Raw genomic sequence first — 14,416 nt, 5'->3', positions numbered from 1 at the left:
CTCAAAGCGGTGCCCGCAGAACTCTCGGACCCACCGGCAGTGATCAGCCGGGCATGAGGCCCAGCCGGACGACGGCCGCCGGCCGCTGAGCCGGTGCCGTCACCGCCCCACGCCACTGCCGCCCACCCCACGCCGACCGGCACCAACTCACCCGCCCCCGCCGCGAACCGAGCCCCCACCCACCGGGCGGCGGGCCGCCCTCATGCCGGAGCGATACCCGGCCCCCACCCCACCGGGCGCAAGGGACCCGCCCCGCCCGGCCAATCCCCGAGCCCCCACCCCACCGGGCCGCCACCCCGCCCCCGTCACCGCAGCGATCCCCGGCCGGCCCGGTGGCCACGCCCCCCGGCCGCCCCCCGAGTAAAAGCAGGCGGCCGGAGGTGGTGTGTCAAGGGTGGAGCGAAGCGCAATCGGCGAAGCCGACGCGACCGCAGGGAGCGCCCTTGACCCACCACCGGAGGTCGCCACACTCAGAACGAGGGCGGCCGAACCAGAAGCCCGCCAGACCCCCGAACACGACCGCCCCCCTCCCCCCCCCGTACCCCTTCAGCCGTTTCGCGGGTGATGTGGGTGGTTGTCCGGGGAAGAGTCACCCCGTGGACCAAGAACAGGCACGCCAGTGGCTCGCCACCGCTCTCGCCGAAGCCCGGGCCGGGCTGGCCGAGGGTGGGATTCCGATCGGCGCCGCCCTCTACGCCGCCGACGGAGCCCTCCTCGGGCGGGGGAGGAATCGGCGGGTGCAGGACGGGGATCCGTCGCTGCACGCCGAGACCGCCGCCTTCCGGGCCGCCGGGCGGCAGCGGTCGTATCGGGGGACGACCATGGTGACGACGCTCTCGCCGTGCTGGTACTGCTCCGGGCTCGTCCGGCAGTTCGGTATCTCGCGGGTGGTCGTCGGGGAGGCGGAGACCTTCCACGGCGGCCATGACTGGCTGGCCGAGCACGGGGTGGAGATCCTCCTGCTCGACGATCCTGCATGCGTCGCGCTCATGCGGGAGTTCGTCGCCCAACACCCCGCTCTCTGGAACGAGGACATCGGTCATGGTTGAGCAACCCCCCACAACCGCCCTCCCCACCATCGACCTCCGCCGCGCCCCCGCCCCCCAGCTCCCCGCCGTCGACCGTGCCCTGCGCGAAGCCGGGTTTCTGCTGGTCAGCGGGCATGGGGTCGACGCGGGGCTGCGGGCCGAGATCCGGGACGTCGCCCGGCGGTTCTTCCATCTGCCGGCCGCCGTCAAGGAGCCGTACGCCGTGCGGGTCGGCGGGCGCGGGTGGCTCGGGCCCGGGGCGGAGGCCAACGGGTACGCGGAGGGGACCGTCACCCCGCCCGACCTGAAGGAGTCGCTGTCCTTCGCGGCCGACCGGCCCACCGGCGACGCCGCCATCGACGCCGAGTGGTTCCTGCCCAACACCTGGCCCGCCGAGGTGCCCGAGCTGAAGCCGCTCGTCGAGAGCTATCTCACCGCCATGCAGACGCTCTCCGACCACGTCCTCGATCTCCTCGGCGAAGCCCTCGGCGAGGAGCGGGACTTCTTCACCCGGCACACCGGACACCCCACCTTCGGCTTCAACATCAACTGGTACCCGGGGCGCGAGCGGACCGGTGAGCCCGAGCCCGGGCAGTTCCGGATCGGGCCGCACACCGACTTCGGTACGGTCACGATCCTCGACCGGCAGGCCGGCAAGGGCGGGCTCCAGGTGTACACCGACGCCGGCGGTTGGCAGGACGCGCCATTCGATCCCGAGGCCTTCACCGTCAATATCGGGGACTTGATGGCGGGTTGGACCGGGACGCGCTGGCGCTCCGGTCGGCATCGCGTGCTGCCGCCGCCCGCCGACGTGCCCAGCGAGGAACTCATCTCGCTCGTCTATTTCTACGAGTGCAATCCCGGCACCACCATCCACGGCATCGAGTCCCACTCCTACCTCCGGGGGCAACTCGACGCGATCGCCACGGACTGACCCCTTCCACGCAACAGACCCACAACAGAGTCGAAAGGGCGGCCGCCAATCCAACACCCCCTCGATATCCTGGAGTTGACTGTGGCAGGTGGGGCGGCGCAGGTGGCGTGACGGGGGTGGCGGCACGTGGACAGGGAGCTGTACGGGCGGGAGGCGGTCTTCCAGGACGCCGGGCTCGCCGCGCGACTGGTCGGGCTCACGCCGTACCGCTACGCGCGTACCCCGTACGAGCACGACGACGACCCGCCCGTCACCGTCTTCACCGGCGGCCGGGGCATGGGCAAGACCGCCCTGCTCAAGCAGGTCCGCAACGCCTACAAGGCCGCCACCCCGCTCGCCCTGCTCGACTGCGCGCACATCGAACCGCCCGCCGACCACGGCCCCGGCTGGAACCCGCTCACCGGCGCCCTCGCCGAGCTCGCCGTGCAGTTGGCGCCGCGCGTGCTCGCCGCGAAGCCCGTGCAGTTCCCGCGGCTCTCGCTCGGTCTCGTCGCCGTCGCCTCCATCAGCTGGTCCCAGGAGGACGACGAGCGGGCCCGGCGCGACCTGCAGCGGCTCGGGCCGGTCCTGTCCACCGTCGACGCGGCCAAGGGCGCCGCCGCGAACTGGGTCACCAAGGTCCTCGCCAAGCTCGCCGCCAACTTCGCCGAGGCCACCGCCCCCATGGCCGGGCTGCTCGCCGAGGCCACCGTCGAGACGGTCCTGGAAGAGGTGTTCGGGCGCTTCCAGCAGAAGGCCGAGGGGTGGTACGGCAGTTATCGCAACGCCGGTGGGCGCGGCAAGGCCGGGCTCCAGCAGCTCGCGATGGACTTCTCGCAGGGCGGCGGCCGCCGCCGCGAGGCCGAGGACTTCCTCGTCGGCGCCCTCGTCGAGGACCTGGCCCGCGCCTTCACCGGCCTCGCCAACCGCGGCGCCCGCCGGGGAAGACCCGTGCTCCTCCTCGACAACGCCCACGAGCCGCTCGGCCGGCGCCTGATCGAGCCGATCCTGCGGGCCCGCGCCGACGGCCGCCGCGACCGGGTCGTCGTCATCGCCGCCTCCCGCGTCCGCGACCACGACGGCATCCGGCACGCGACCCGGCTGCGGCTGCCCGAGACCGCGCACCGCGCGCCCTGCCCGCGCGGCCCGGACGTCACCTCCGGCATCCTCGCCGTCGAACTGCCCCCGCTGTCGCCCGCCCAGACCCGCAGCGCCTTCGACCGCTTCGACCCGGCCGGGCGCACCCCCGCCGAACTGGCCCGCGCCATCCACCGGCTGACCGGCGGCCGGCCCCTCGGCGTCGTCCTCCTCGGCCGCGCGGCCGGCGAGGCACCGGCCGGCCAGAAGCCCTCGCTGACCCCCGGCGCACTCCTCGACCTCACCGTGGAGCTGCGCGAGGACAGCGCCCCCGTGCCGGTCGCGCCCACCCTCCTCGAAGTGCTCCTGCCCGGCCTGCGCCACGCCACCTTCGCCGTCCTCGCCGCCGCGCACGACGAGGACTCGGCCCGGCTGCTCGCCCGGACCCGGCTGCGCGGCGAGTCCCTCGACGGCGACATGGCGCTGCGCGTACGGGACCTGCTGCGCGCCGAGGACTGGCCCGAGGGCCCCGAGCGGTTCGTCGCCGATCCGCTGCTGCGCGCCCTGCTCCTGCACCGGCTCCGCTTCGAGGACGGCGAGGAGTACGCGACCTGGCGCGCCGTCCACGAGACCCTGCACCGGCACTACGCCCCCGGGCCAGTCCCGTACCGGCTGCACCAGGAGCTGGCGCTCGGCCGCACCGAGGACGCGGTGACCCACCTGCGCGTCACGTTCCCCGACGCGGATGTCCTGGGCTGGCTCGAACGGCTCCGGTTCATCGCCTCGGCGCCGTACCCGCGCGACCGGCACAGCCCCGGCCAGCCCGATCCGCGCCGGGCGACCGCGCTCGGCCAGGTCAGCGGCGACCCGCTGCCGAACACGTACGACGACGACACCGTCGAACTCCACCTCTCGCTGCGGCGGTTGCTGCACGCCGTCTGGCTGCTCACCGATCCGCTCGCGCTGCCCGACGAGGCGGTGACCGACAAGCTGGCGCACGAGCTGCGCCAGCTCTCCGGCCGCCACCGCACGGGGAACAGTCCGCTCTGGGACGCGGCCACCCACTGGCCGAGTGACATCCGTGCCTGGCGGGGCCTCTCGCTCCCGCCCGGCACGGAGAACGGAGACTGAGGCCATGGTCAGCCGGCTGCGCGCCCGCTTCTGGTACACCGCCCGTCAGAAGATCCTCACCGGCGTGGTCGCCGTGGCCGTCGTCGGCTCCGTCGCCGGGTACGCCGTGGACCGCGCCCTGACCCCGGAGGACCGTTCCTGCGCCGCGGGCGTGGAGCGTCCGGCGGGCAGCGCCGAGTGCGTCGGCGTCAACGGCGACGGGTACGACTTCGGCGTCCCGGATCTCACCGAGATCGCCGGTCTCATCCGCACCGAGAACCGCTCCCTGAAGTCCGGCGAGTACGCGACGATCGCCCTGCTGCTGCCGCTGACCTCCACCGACCCGGGCATGCGGAAGAAGGTCCTGTACGAGATCCAGGGCGCGTACGCCCGCCAGTACCGGGCCAACCACGAGTCGAACAGCGAGACCCCGAAGATCCGGCTCGTCCTCGCCAACACCGGCAAGGGCAACGCCCATTGGAGTACGACGGTCGAGCGGCTGAAGCGGATGACCGGCGGGGAGGACCGGCTGCGCGCGGTCTCCGGGGTCGCGACCTCCTCCACCGAGGTACGGCAGGCGGTGGCGGCCCTGACCGGCGCGGGCATCGCCGTCGTCGGCACCACCATCACCGCCGACGACATAGCCAACGGCGCGGGCGCCGGCAAGAACCGTTACCCCGGTCTCGCCCGGGTCTCCCCCACCAACGGCGACGAGGCCAAGGCGCTCGCCCACTTCGGGAAGGTCGAAGGGGCGAAGGCCCTGCTCGTCCAGGACACCCGGACCGGCGACCACTACACGGACACCCTGAAGGCGGCGTTCTCGGCCTCCCTCAAGGGCGCGCCGTACGAGCCGCAGCTCTTCACCTCGCCGCCGGACCCCACGGAGGAGGGCACGACCGCGAACACGTTCCGCCAGATCACGCACCTCATCTGCGACACGAGGGCGGAGACGGTCTTCTTCGCGGGCCGCCACACCCAGCTGCGCCAGTTCATCAACGCGCTCGGCGCGCGGGGCTGCGCCGAGCGGCCGTTCACGATCCTGACCGGCGACGAGGGCTCGTACCTGGGCGCCGACGCCAAGCTCAACCGGTCCGCCCTGAAGGCGAAGCTGACCGTCCGCTACGCCTCCCTCGCCCACCCCGACGCCTGGCAGCCGGCCCCCGGCCGCGCGGTCCCGGCGACGGGCGGTTCGACGGCCGCGTACGAGACGTTCCTCGCGGACATCGCCCGCGCGTCGGCGAAGCCGGTCCCGCTCGCGGACGGCCAGGCGATCGTGGCGTACGACGCGATGGCGACGGCGGTCCACGCGATCCGGCAGGCGACCCCGCAGGGCGCCCAGTACCCGGAACTGGCGGACGTGAGCACGCAGTGGCCCCAGGTCAAGGGCTCGCTCCGGGTCGAGGGCGCGAGCGGCTGGATCTGCCTGGACAACTACGGCAACCCGTTCAACAAGGCGGTCCCGATCGTGGAGCTGTCCCAGGACGGCACCCAGAAGTTCGTCCAGATCGCCTGGCCGGAACGCACCCCGCCGAAGGAGAACTGCCTCCCGCCGAGGAGGGGGTAAGAGCGGGGTCTTTACGGCTCCCACTTGGGCCAGGGCGCCTCGTCCCGCTCGTACAGATCCCGTAGGTGCTGCCACCGCTCGGCCGTCCAGGTCCGCCAGTCGGTGGGGTCACCGTCCAGCGCGCGCACGAGCCGCTCGAAGTGGTCGTGCCACCCCGCCATGACGTCCAGCTTCTCGTCCCGCGTCGCCCGGAACTCGTTCGTGAAACGCAGCACGGTCGAGCCGTCGCCCCCGCCGGACGGTTCCAGATGGAACCGGATCCGGCCGTGCGTCGGCTCGACCGTGTACTCCGCCACGTACTCCGGGTCCCAGGCCGTCACCGTCCCCGAGACCACCGTGTCCCCGTTCAGCCAGCGCAGCGTCACCGCCCCGCCGAGCCTCGGCTCCAGCGGATCCGCCGCGCAGAGCCACTGCGGCAGGCCCTCCGGCGTCGCGACCGCCGCCCAGACCCGTACGGGCGGGTGGGGCAGATCGATCACGTACCGCAGGTGACGCAGGTTGCCGTCGTGGGACTCGCAGCTGCCCCGGGGTATCTCGCTCATACCTCAAGCGTCCCGCCGGGGCAGATACCGTGCCAGCTCAGACGCCCGCGTACGAGTGCTTGCTGCTCACGAAGATGTTCACGCCGTAGTAGTTGAAGAGGAAGCAACCGAAGGCGATGAGCGCGATGTACGCGGCCTTGCGGCCCTTCCAGCCGGCCGTGGCACGCGCGTGCAGGTACGCCGCGTAACCGACCCAGGTGATGAAGGACCAGACCTCCTTGGCGTCCCAGCCCCAGTAGCGGCCCCACGCGTCGCCGGCCCAGATCGCGCCCGCGATGATCGTGAAGGTCCACAGCGGGAAGATCGCCGCGTTGATCCGGTACGAGAACTTGTCCAGGGAGGCCGCGGACGGCAGCCGCTCCAGGACGGAGCGGGCGAAGGAGCCCGGGTTGCCGCCGGTGGCGAGCTTGTTCTCGTACGAGTCGCGGAAGAGGTACAGCAGCGTGGCGACCGCGCCCAGGTAGAAGACGGCGCCGCAGAAGATCGCGGTGGAGACGTGGATCCACAGCCAGTACGAGTCGAGCGCCGGGACCAGCTGGTCGCTGTCGGTGTACAGCCAGGTGGTGGCCAGGCCGAGGTCGAGCAGGACGGTCGTCACCAGCGGCAGACCGATCCAGCGGACGTTCTTCTTCGCGACGAGGAAGCCGAGGTACGCGCCGACCGCCACGGTGGAGAACGTGGTGGAGAACTCGTACATGTTGCCCCAGGGGGCGCGCTGCACCGCGAGGGCACGGGAGACGACGCCTGCGGCCTCGATCAGGAACGCGAGGGCGGTGAGCGAGACGGCGATACGGCCGTACAGGTCGCCCTTGACCGTGCCGCCGGCCGCGCCGGGGCCGTCGGGCACGTCGCGGACGCCCGCGCCTGACCGGGTGACGACCGTGGGCTTGTCGAGGACGGCGGTGGCGCCACCGGCCTGCTTCACCTGGACGGCGGGGGCGGAAGCGGTCGCCTTCGCCCGGTCCGTCAGCGCGGCGGCCGTACGGCCGACCTTGCTGCGGCTGCCGAGCACCCACTCGGCGATGTGCGCGAGGAAGGCCAGGGTGTAGACGGCCATCGAGGCGTAGATGAGCTCGTTGCTCAACTGCGCCAGGCTCTCGTTGGTCTCGGCGGCGAGACTCACGGCGGCGAGATTCACTTCTCAGCCCCTTCGGCTTCGGCAGGATCGGCTGCTACGAGATCAGCTGCGGGTTCCGCGGTTTCCGGCGCGGTCGGCGCCTGTGCGTGGAGCGCGGCCGCCAGTTCGGCCAGCTCCTCCGGGAGCTTGGCGGACTCGCTCCGGCCAAGACCCGCCATCTCGACGACGGTCACGCCGTCCTTCCCCCGTACGGCCCGCACCCAGATCCGGCGGCGCTGGATGAAGAGCGAGCCGGTCAGGCCCGCGATCGCCGCGATCGCGCCCGCGAGGGCGAGACCGTTGCCCGGCTGCTGGGAGATCTGGAAGCTCGCCCACTCCTTGATGTCCTTCTCGAAGGTGATCGAGCCGGCACCGTCGGGCAGGGTCATCGTCTCGCCGGGCAGCATCCGCTGCGCGACTCCGGTCCCCGACTCGACCTTGAACTGCTTCATCTTGGACGTGTCGAGCTGGTACACGTTCTGTGGCAGCCCCGAGTTGACGCGCAGGTCGCCGTGGTAGCCGGTGAGGGCCATGACGGGGAAGTCGAGCGCCGGGAACTGGGAGAACATGTCGCCCTTGCCGGCGCCCGCGAACGTCGGCACGAAGAAGGCCTGGAAGCCCAGCTGCTCCTTCTTGCCGTTCTTGTCGCGGTAGCCGTCCATCACCTTGATCGCGCCGGTCGAGGTGATGTTGTTGTCGAACGGCAGCAGCGGGACGGCGCCGTGGAAGACGACCTTGCCGCGGCCGTCCTTGACGGTGACGACGGGCGCGTACCCGTGGGCGATCAGATAGACCTTGGAGTCGCCGACCTTCAGCGGCTCGTTGACCCGGACGATCGCCTTCTTGTCCTTCCCGCCCGCCTCGGAGTACGTGACGGCGGCCTCGAAGGTGCGCGGGGTGCCGCGCTGCGGGCCGCTCTTCTCGTACGTACCGGTGAAGGTGTCCAGCTGGAAGCTGAACGGGGCGAGGTCGTCGGTGCTGTAGAGCGAGCCGGACTTGAAGTCGTCGTACTGGGTGAGGGTGTTGGCGAAGCCGTCGCCCTCGATGATCAGCTTGCCGCCCTCGGACTTGAAGAGCTGGCCCCAGGCGAAGGCGACGAGCATCACGATCAGCGCGATGTGGAAGAGCAGGTTCCCCGTCTCTCGGAGGTAGCCCTTCTCGGCGGCGACGGCGTCCTTGACGGTGTGCGCGCGGAACCGGCGGCCCTTCAGGAGCCCGAGCGCGACCTCGCGGACCTGCTCGGGCTCGGCCTCGGTCCGCCACGTCGTGTACGCGGGCAGCCGGGTGAGGCGGCCGGGGGCGCCGGGCGGGCGGCCGCGGAGCTGGCCGACGAACTGCCAGGTGCGCGGGACGATGCAGCCGATGAGGGAGACGAACAGCAGTATGTAGATCGCGGAGAACCACACCGAGCTGTAGACGTCGAAGAGCTGGAGCTTCTCGTAGATCGGCGTGAGCGTCGGGTGGGCGTCCTTGAAGGTCTGCGCCTTCAGCTCGTCCGCGTCGGTCTGCGGGACGAGGGAGCCGGGGATCGCGCCGAGGGAGAGCAGGAAGAGCAGGATCAGCGCCACCCGCATGGAGGTGAGCTGCCGCCAGAACCAGCGGATCCAGCCGATGACCCCGAGGGTGGGGCCGGCGACGGCGGTCTCGGCGGCGGTCTCCTCGCGGGGCGCGGTGGACAGCTGCGAACCGGCGGCGCCGAGCTCGTCGCGCTCGTCGCCGTCGTGTGGGCCGGTCTCGTTCGGGTCCGTGTGGCTTGGGCTGGTGTGGGTCATGGATCAGATCCCCGGGGTAAAGCCGGCAGTCCAGACCTGCATCTCGGACACGATGCGATCCCAGGCTCCGGTGACGAGCAGCAGGCCGGTCGCGATCAGCATGATGCCGCCGACGCGCATGACCCAGACATAATGCCGCTTCACCCAGCCGAAGGCGCCAAGGGCCCTGCGGAAGGCGATCGCGGTGAGGATGAACGGCAGGCCGAGGCCCAGGCAGTAGGCCACGGTGAGGACGGCCCCGCGCCCGGCGCTGGCCTCGTTGGAGGCGAGCGCGAGGACGGCGGCGAGGGTCGGGCCGATGCAGGGCACCCAGCCGACGCCGAACAGCACGCCCAGCATGGGCGCGCCGAGGAGCCCGGTCACGGGCCGCTTGTGGAAGCGGAACTCGCGCCTCGTGATCGAGGGCATCGCGCCCATGAAGAAGAGGCCGAGCAGGATGGTCAGGGCGCCGAGGACCTTGGAGATGACCTCGCGGTGTTCCTGCAGGGTGTTGCCGAAGCCGCCGAAGAGGGCGCCGCCCGAGACGAAGACGGCGGTGAAGCCCAGGACGAACAGCGCGGCCCCGCCCGCCATCCGGCCGCGCTTGGCCTCGGCCAGGTCGGTGCCGGTGACGCCGGTCACGTAACTGAGGTAGCCGGGGACGAGCGGCAGGACGCACGGGGAGAAGAAGGAGACCAGGCCGCCGAGCACGGCGATGGGCAGGGCGAGCAGGAGGGCCCCGCTGAAGACCGTCTCGTTCACCGGATCACTTCTCCGCGAGAAGCGGCTCGATCATCGAGCGGAGCTTCTTCTCGTCGAGGGCCATCAGGGCGCGGGCGGCGATCTTGCCGTCCTTGTCGAGGACGACGGTGGACGGGATGGCCTGGAGGTTGAGCGTGCCCTTGGGGAATCCGTTGAGGATCACCTTCCCGGCCGGGTCGTACAGGCTCGGGTAGGGGACCTCGTAGTTCTCCTCGAAGGTGATCGCCTGCTGCTTGTTGAAGTCGCGGGTGTTCAGGCCGACGAATTCGACGCCCTTGCCCTTGAGGTCGTTCGCGACCTTGGCGAAGTGCGCGGCCTCGGCGCGGCAGGGGCCGCACCACGAGCCCCAGGCGTTGAGGACGACGACCTTGCCCTTGAGGTCGGCGACATCGAGCTTCTCGCCTTCGAGGGTCTCGCCCGCGATCTTGTTGGGTGCCGTGCGCTCGCCCTTGGCGACGGTGGAGATACCGCCCGTGTTGGTCACGAAGTTGGTTCCGCCGCCGCCTCCCGACTTGCCGTTGGAGTCCGAGCTGCAGGCCGACAGAGCGAGGGCGGCCGACAGGGCTCCGACGGCGAGCAGGGTGCGTCGAGGGGCGCGGCTAAGGCTCATGTGAAAAGTTTCGCATGGGCGTTTGGGGGATCTTGGGCGCCCCCCTGGGTGCCCGTAAAGAACCTTGTCAAGGGGGCCTAAGGGACGTACTCCGCTTATGACGCGGGCTTCCTATGCCGCGGCCTTCAGGAACGTGCTCCAGCCGCCGGTGGGCGACTGGCCGACTTCGAGCGTACGGAGCTTGGCGAGGATCTTGGGGTCCTGCACGTCCAGCCAGTCCACGAACTGGCGGAAGGAGACGAGCCGCACGTCCTTCTTGCCGGCCATGCCCTTCAGCGCCGCCTCGACGGCGTCCATGTAGATGCCGCCGTTCCACTGCTCGAAGTGGTTGCCGATGAAGAAGGGCGCGCGGTTGGACTCGTAGGCGCGGTTGAATCCGGCGAGGTACGCCTCGGTGGCCTGCTTGCGCCAGCCCGGGTAGCGGGAGGGCATGCCCTTGGTGGTGTTCTTCGACTGGTTGGCGAGCATGTTGTAGTCCATCGACAGGACCTCGAAGGAGTGGCCGGGGAACGGCACGGCCTGCAGCGGGAGGTCCCAGATGCCCTGGCGCTTGTCCGGCCACATCTGGCGGCCGCCGGGCGAGCTGGCGTCGTAGCGCCAGCCGAGGCGCTTGGCCGTGGGCAGCAGCTTGTCCTGGCCGAGGAGGCAGGGGGTGCGGCCGCCGACGAGTTCCTTGCTGTAGTCGAAGGGCAGCGGGTCGAGGTCGGTCCAGCCGCTGTTGGTCTTCCACTCGGTGACGAACTTCATCGCCTGGTCGATCTCGCTCTGCCACTGGGCCGGGGTCCAGTTGCCGACCGAGCCGGAGCCGGCGCAGAAGTGGCCGTTGAAGTGCGTGCCTATCTCGTGCCCGTCGAGCCAGGCCTGGCGGACGTTCTTGAGGGTGTCCTTGATGTGGTCGTCGGTGAGGTAGCCGATGTCGGAGGCGCCGACGCGGTTGTTCGGCGGGCGGTAGAGGTCCTTCTTGGACTCCGGGAGGACGTAGACCCCGGAGAGGAAGAAGGTCATCGCGGCGTCGTGGTTCTTGGCGAGTTCCAGGAAGCGCGGGAAGAGACCGTTGCCGACCTCGCCGGCGCCGTCCCAGGAGAAGATCACGAACTGGGGCGGGGTCTGGCCGGGTTCGAGCGGGACGGGGGCGTCGGGCTGGTTCGGCTGCTTTCCGGTGTCGGCGGTGGAACCGTCGCCGATGAGTTTCACCTCTGGACCGGTGGGCTTGGCGGCGCTCGGCGATCCCGAGGCGTCGCCACCCTTACCAGGTCCGGAAGTTCCCGATTTGTCCGACCCATTGGTGCTGCACCCGGCGATCCCGATCGCTGCGGCCGCGCCAACGCCTGCCCCTATGAGGCCCCTTCGAGTGATCCCGCGCATGACGTCCCCATTCGCGTTTACGTATGACCGAATGGTCATCCGAACCGACAATGAGTGAGATGCCAGGAGGAACACGGAGGTTCCGGGAATTAGCACAAAAATTTCAAGGCGACCAGATGACTTCACGTCATCCGATCGCCTTGACGGTCTACCCAGATGTGCGGGACTCGAACAAAGTGCGTAGGGGTCGACCCGGCTAGGGGTGCGGGGAACTGCGCGACCAGCCACAACGGACCGGCACGTGCGCACCGACCCTTGTGGCTCCTACCGGTCTCCCCCGCGGAGCGCTACGCCCCGAAGGCCTTCGCCTTCCCCTTCACCGGCTTCGCGCCCGCCAGCAGGTGCGCGGGGACGAGGTCACGCGCCGGCTCGCTGTAGCCGACCGAGACGATCTTGTCGCCCCGGTACGTGAACGAGGTCAGCGAGGCCAGCGTGCACTGGCGGCGGCGCGGGTCGTGCCACAGCCGCCGCTTCTCCACGAAGCTCCGCACGATCCAGATCGGCAGCTGGTGGCTGACGCAGACCGCCTCGTGCCCGCGCGCCGCGTCCTTCGCCGCGTCGAGCGCGCCCATCATCCGGACGACCTGCTCGACGTACGGCTCACCCCAGGACGGCTTGAACGGGTTGGTGAGGTGCTTCCAGTTGCCCGGCTTGCGCAGGGCCCCGTCGCCGACGCCGAAGGTCTTGCCCTCGAAGACGTTCCCTGCCTCGATCAGCCGCCCGTCCGTGGCCAGGTCGAGGCCGTGGCTCTTGGCGACCGGCTGCGCCGTCTCCTGCGCCCGCTCCAGCGGGGAGGCGACGGCGTACGTGATGTCCCGGTCGGCCAGGTGCTCGGCGACCCGGTCGGCCATCTGGCGGCCGAGCTCGGAGAGGTGGTAGCCGGAGCGGCGGCCGTAGAGGACGCCGTCGGGGTTGTGCACCTCGCCGTGGCGCACCAGGTGGACGACGGTGATCTCGTCGTCGCCGCCGGTGCCGTTGCCGGCACTGCTGCTGTCGCCGCTCGGAAGGCTCCCGCTGACGCTCATGCGGTGGCCTCCGCTGCGGCGCGCGCGGCGGCGGGCAGCGCGGCGGCGATCCGCTCGACCGCGCGCTCGTCGTGGGCCGTCGACACGAACCAGGACTCGAACGCGGACGGCGGCAGGTAGACGCCGTCGGCCAGCATCGAGTGGAAGAAGGCGTTGAAGCGGAAGGCCTCCTGCTTCTTCGCGTCGTCGTAGTTGCGGACCTCGGTGGACGTGAAGAAGACGGAGAACATGTTGGAGGCGGTCTGCAGCCGGTGCGCGACGCCCTCCTTGGCGAGCGCGTCGGTGACGAGCCCCTGGATCTCCGTCGAGACCGCGTCGACCTTGTCGTACGCGGCCTGGTCGAGCAGCCGCAGCTGCGCGAGGCCGGCGGCGGTGGCGATCGGGTTACCGGAGAGGGTGCCCGCCTGGTAGACCGGGCCGGCCGGGGCGAGGTGCCCCATCACGTCGGCGCGGCCGCCGAAGGCCGCGGCCGGGAAGCCGCCGCCCATGACCTTGCCGAAGGTCAGCAGGTCGGGCTTCACGCCGTCGACGCCGTACCAGCCGGCGCGCGAGGTCCGGAAGCCGGTCATGACCTCGTCGGAGATGTACAGGGCGCCGTTCTTCGCGCAGGCGTCCTTCAGGCCCTGGTTGAAGCCGGGCCGCGGCGGGACGACGCCCATGTTGCCCGGCGAGGCCTCGGTGATGACGCAGGCGATCTCGCCCGGGTACTTGTGGAAGGCCTCCTGCACGGCCTCCAGGTCGTTGTACGGCAGGACGATCGTGTCGCCGGCCTGCGCGCCGGTCACGCCGGGCGTGTCGGGCAGGCCGAACGTGGCCACGCCGGAGCCGGCGGCGGCGAGCAGCGCGTCCACGTGGCCGTGGTAGCAGCCGGCGAACTTCACGACCTTCGCCCGGCCGGTGAAGCCCCGGGCGAGCCGGATCGCGGACATCGTGGCCTCCGTACCGGAGGAAACCAGCCGAACCTGCTCGACGGGCTCGATCCGGGCGACGATCTCCTCGGCGAGGGCGACCTCGCCCTCTCCGGGCGTACCGAAGGAGGTGCCGCGGGAGACGGCGGCCTGCACGGCGGCGATGACCTCGGGGTGGGAGTGGCCGAGAATCATCGGCCCCCACGAGCAGACGAGGTCGACATACTCTCGGCCGTCCGCGTCGGTGAGGTACGGGCCGGTACCGGACACCATGAACCGGGGCGTTCCGCCCACGGCCCGGAAGGCGCGCACCGGTGAGTTCACGCCGCCGGGCGTCACGAGGGACGCGCGGTCGAAAAGCGTCTGTGAGACTGGGGCTTCGTATGAATACGGCACTGTGGTCCTGACCTGCGAGTACGGCTGCGAGTACGGAGGGAGGGTGTGAGCACTCCTTGACGTGCCCCGTGCATTACGCCGGGGCGTGGATCCTCCGCGTCTGCGAAACTGGGGCGTCATAGGGATGACTCACGGAATCCATGGTGTCAGAGGGCCGGACGTTCTTGCGGACAGGTGTTTCACCGCGAGAGCGTGGGGGAGGTCACTGTCACGTTGATCGGGTTGCACGACGGGGCTCGTGTTGCCGA

The 14,416-nt window shown here is 70.9% G+C and carries 12 protein-coding genes; 4 read left to right on the top strand and 8 right to left on the bottom strand.

Annotation, left to right across the window (positions count from 1 at the left end):
- Positions 1–596: 596 nt before the first annotated feature.
- The 4 genes from ACFWRO_RS24365 (at position 597) to ACFWRO_RS24350 (ending at position 5,692) form a co-directional block, all read left to right on the top strand.
- The gene (locus ACFWRO_RS24365) at positions 597–1,049 is read left to right on the top strand and encodes a nucleoside deaminase (protein WP_384513201.1); all 453 of its coding nucleotides are present in this window, start codon (positions 597–599) and stop codon (positions 1,047–1,049) included.
- Positions 1,042–1,962, top strand: coding sequence for an isopenicillin N synthase family dioxygenase (locus ACFWRO_RS24360; RefSeq protein WP_384513199.1), 921 nt, complete (start codon positions 1,042–1,044; stop codon positions 1,960–1,962). The genes ACFWRO_RS24365 and ACFWRO_RS24360 overlap by 8 nt, the downstream gene beginning before the upstream one ends.
- A gap of 126 nt (positions 1,963–2,088) precedes the next feature.
- On the top strand, positions 2,089–4,149 hold the full coding sequence (locus tag ACFWRO_RS24355) for a hypothetical protein (protein ID WP_384513197.1): 2,061 nt from the start codon (positions 2,089–2,091) through the stop codon (positions 4,147–4,149).
- A gap of 4 nt (positions 4,150–4,153) precedes the next feature.
- Positions 4,154–5,692: an ABC transporter substrate-binding protein gene (locus ACFWRO_RS24350; RefSeq protein WP_384513195.1), complete on the top strand. Its 1,539-nt coding sequence runs from the start codon at positions 4,154–4,156 to the stop codon at positions 5,690–5,692.
- A gap of 11 nt (positions 5,693–5,703) precedes the next feature.
- On the opposite strand, the gene ACFWRO_RS24345 is transcribed toward ACFWRO_RS24350, so the two are convergent.
- The 8 genes from ACFWRO_RS24345 to hemL all read right to left on the bottom strand — a co-directional run bounded on the left by ACFWRO_RS24345 (position 5,704) and on the right by hemL (position 14,168).
- On the bottom strand, positions 5,704–6,234 hold the full coding sequence (locus ACFWRO_RS24345; protein ID WP_384513193.1) for an SRPBCC domain-containing protein: 531 nt from the start codon (positions 6,232–6,234) through the stop codon (positions 5,704–5,706).
- 37 nt (positions 6,235–6,271) lie between these two features.
- The gene (gene ccsB / locus ACFWRO_RS24340) at positions 6,272–7,357 is read right to left on the bottom strand and encodes a c-type cytochrome biogenesis protein CcsB (protein WP_384513289.1); all 1,086 of its coding nucleotides are present in this window, start codon (positions 7,355–7,357) and stop codon (positions 6,272–6,274) included.
- Positions 7,358–7,368: 11 nt separating this feature from the next.
- Positions 7,369–9,123, bottom strand: coding sequence for a cytochrome c biogenesis protein ResB (locus tag ACFWRO_RS24335; protein WP_384513191.1), 1,755 nt, complete (start codon positions 9,121–9,123; stop codon positions 7,369–7,371).
- Between the two features lie 3 nt (positions 9,124–9,126).
- The gene (locus tag ACFWRO_RS24330; RefSeq protein WP_384513189.1) at positions 9,127–9,864 is read right to left on the bottom strand and encodes a cytochrome c biogenesis CcdA family protein; all 738 of its coding nucleotides are present in this window, start codon (positions 9,862–9,864) and stop codon (positions 9,127–9,129) included.
- A 4-nt stretch (positions 9,865–9,868) separates the two neighbouring features.
- On the bottom strand, positions 9,869–10,474 hold the full coding sequence (locus tag ACFWRO_RS24325; protein ID WP_384513187.1) for a TlpA family protein disulfide reductase: 606 nt from the start codon (positions 10,472–10,474) through the stop codon (positions 9,869–9,871).
- Positions 10,475–10,585: 111 nt separating this feature from the next.
- Complete coding sequence (locus ACFWRO_RS24320; protein ID WP_384513185.1) at positions 10,586–11,839, bottom strand: hypothetical protein; 1,254 nt, start codon at positions 11,837–11,839, stop codon at positions 10,586–10,588.
- 287 nt (positions 11,840–12,126) lie between these two features.
- Positions 12,127–12,864: a histidine phosphatase family protein gene (locus tag ACFWRO_RS24315; RefSeq protein ID WP_384513184.1), complete on the bottom strand. Its 738-nt coding sequence runs from the start codon at positions 12,862–12,864 to the stop codon at positions 12,127–12,129.
- Entirely contained in the window at positions 12,861–14,168 is a 1,308-nt protein-coding gene (gene hemL / locus ACFWRO_RS24310; protein WP_384513183.1) for a glutamate-1-semialdehyde 2,1-aminomutase, read from the bottom strand. The genes ACFWRO_RS24315 and hemL overlap by 4 nt, the downstream gene beginning before the upstream one ends.
- Positions 14,169–14,416: the final 248 nt, after the last annotated feature.

It is taken from the genome of Streptomyces sp. NPDC058579, assembly GCF_042718575.1.
GTDB lineage: Bacteria > Actinomycetota > Actinomycetes > Streptomycetales > Streptomycetaceae > Streptomyces.
The sequence above is the reverse complement of the archived record's forward strand: the minus strand, read 5'-3'. Positions and strand labels throughout refer to the sequence as shown.

Excerpts from the sequence above, each read along its gene's own strand:
- ACFWRO_RS24360 (WP_384513199.1), top strand. The coding sequence starts at position 1,042 with ATGGTTGAGCAACCCCCCACAACCGCCCTCCCCACCATCGACCTCCGC.
- ACFWRO_RS24350 (WP_384513195.1), top strand. The coding sequence starts at position 4,154 with ATGGTCAGCCGGCTGCGCGCCCGCTTCTGGTACACCGCCCGTCAGAAG.
- ACFWRO_RS24345 (WP_384513193.1), bottom strand. The coding sequence starts at position 6,234 with ATGAGCGAGATACCCCGGGGCAGCTGCGAGTCCCACGACGGCAACCTG.
- ACFWRO_RS24335 (WP_384513191.1), bottom strand. The coding sequence starts at position 9,123 with ATGACCCACACCAGCCCAAGCCACACGGACCCGAACGAGACCGGCCCA.
- ACFWRO_RS24325 (WP_384513187.1), bottom strand. The coding sequence starts at position 10,474 with ATGAGCCTTAGCCGCGCCCCTCGACGCACCCTGCTCGCCGTCGGAGCC.
- ACFWRO_RS24320 (WP_384513185.1), bottom strand. The coding sequence starts at position 11,839 with ATGCGCGGGATCACTCGAAGGGGCCTCATAGGGGCAGGCGTTGGCGCG.
- ACFWRO_RS24315 (WP_384513184.1), bottom strand. The coding sequence starts at position 12,864 with ATGAGCGTCAGCGGGAGCCTTCCGAGCGGCGACAGCAGCAGTGCCGGC.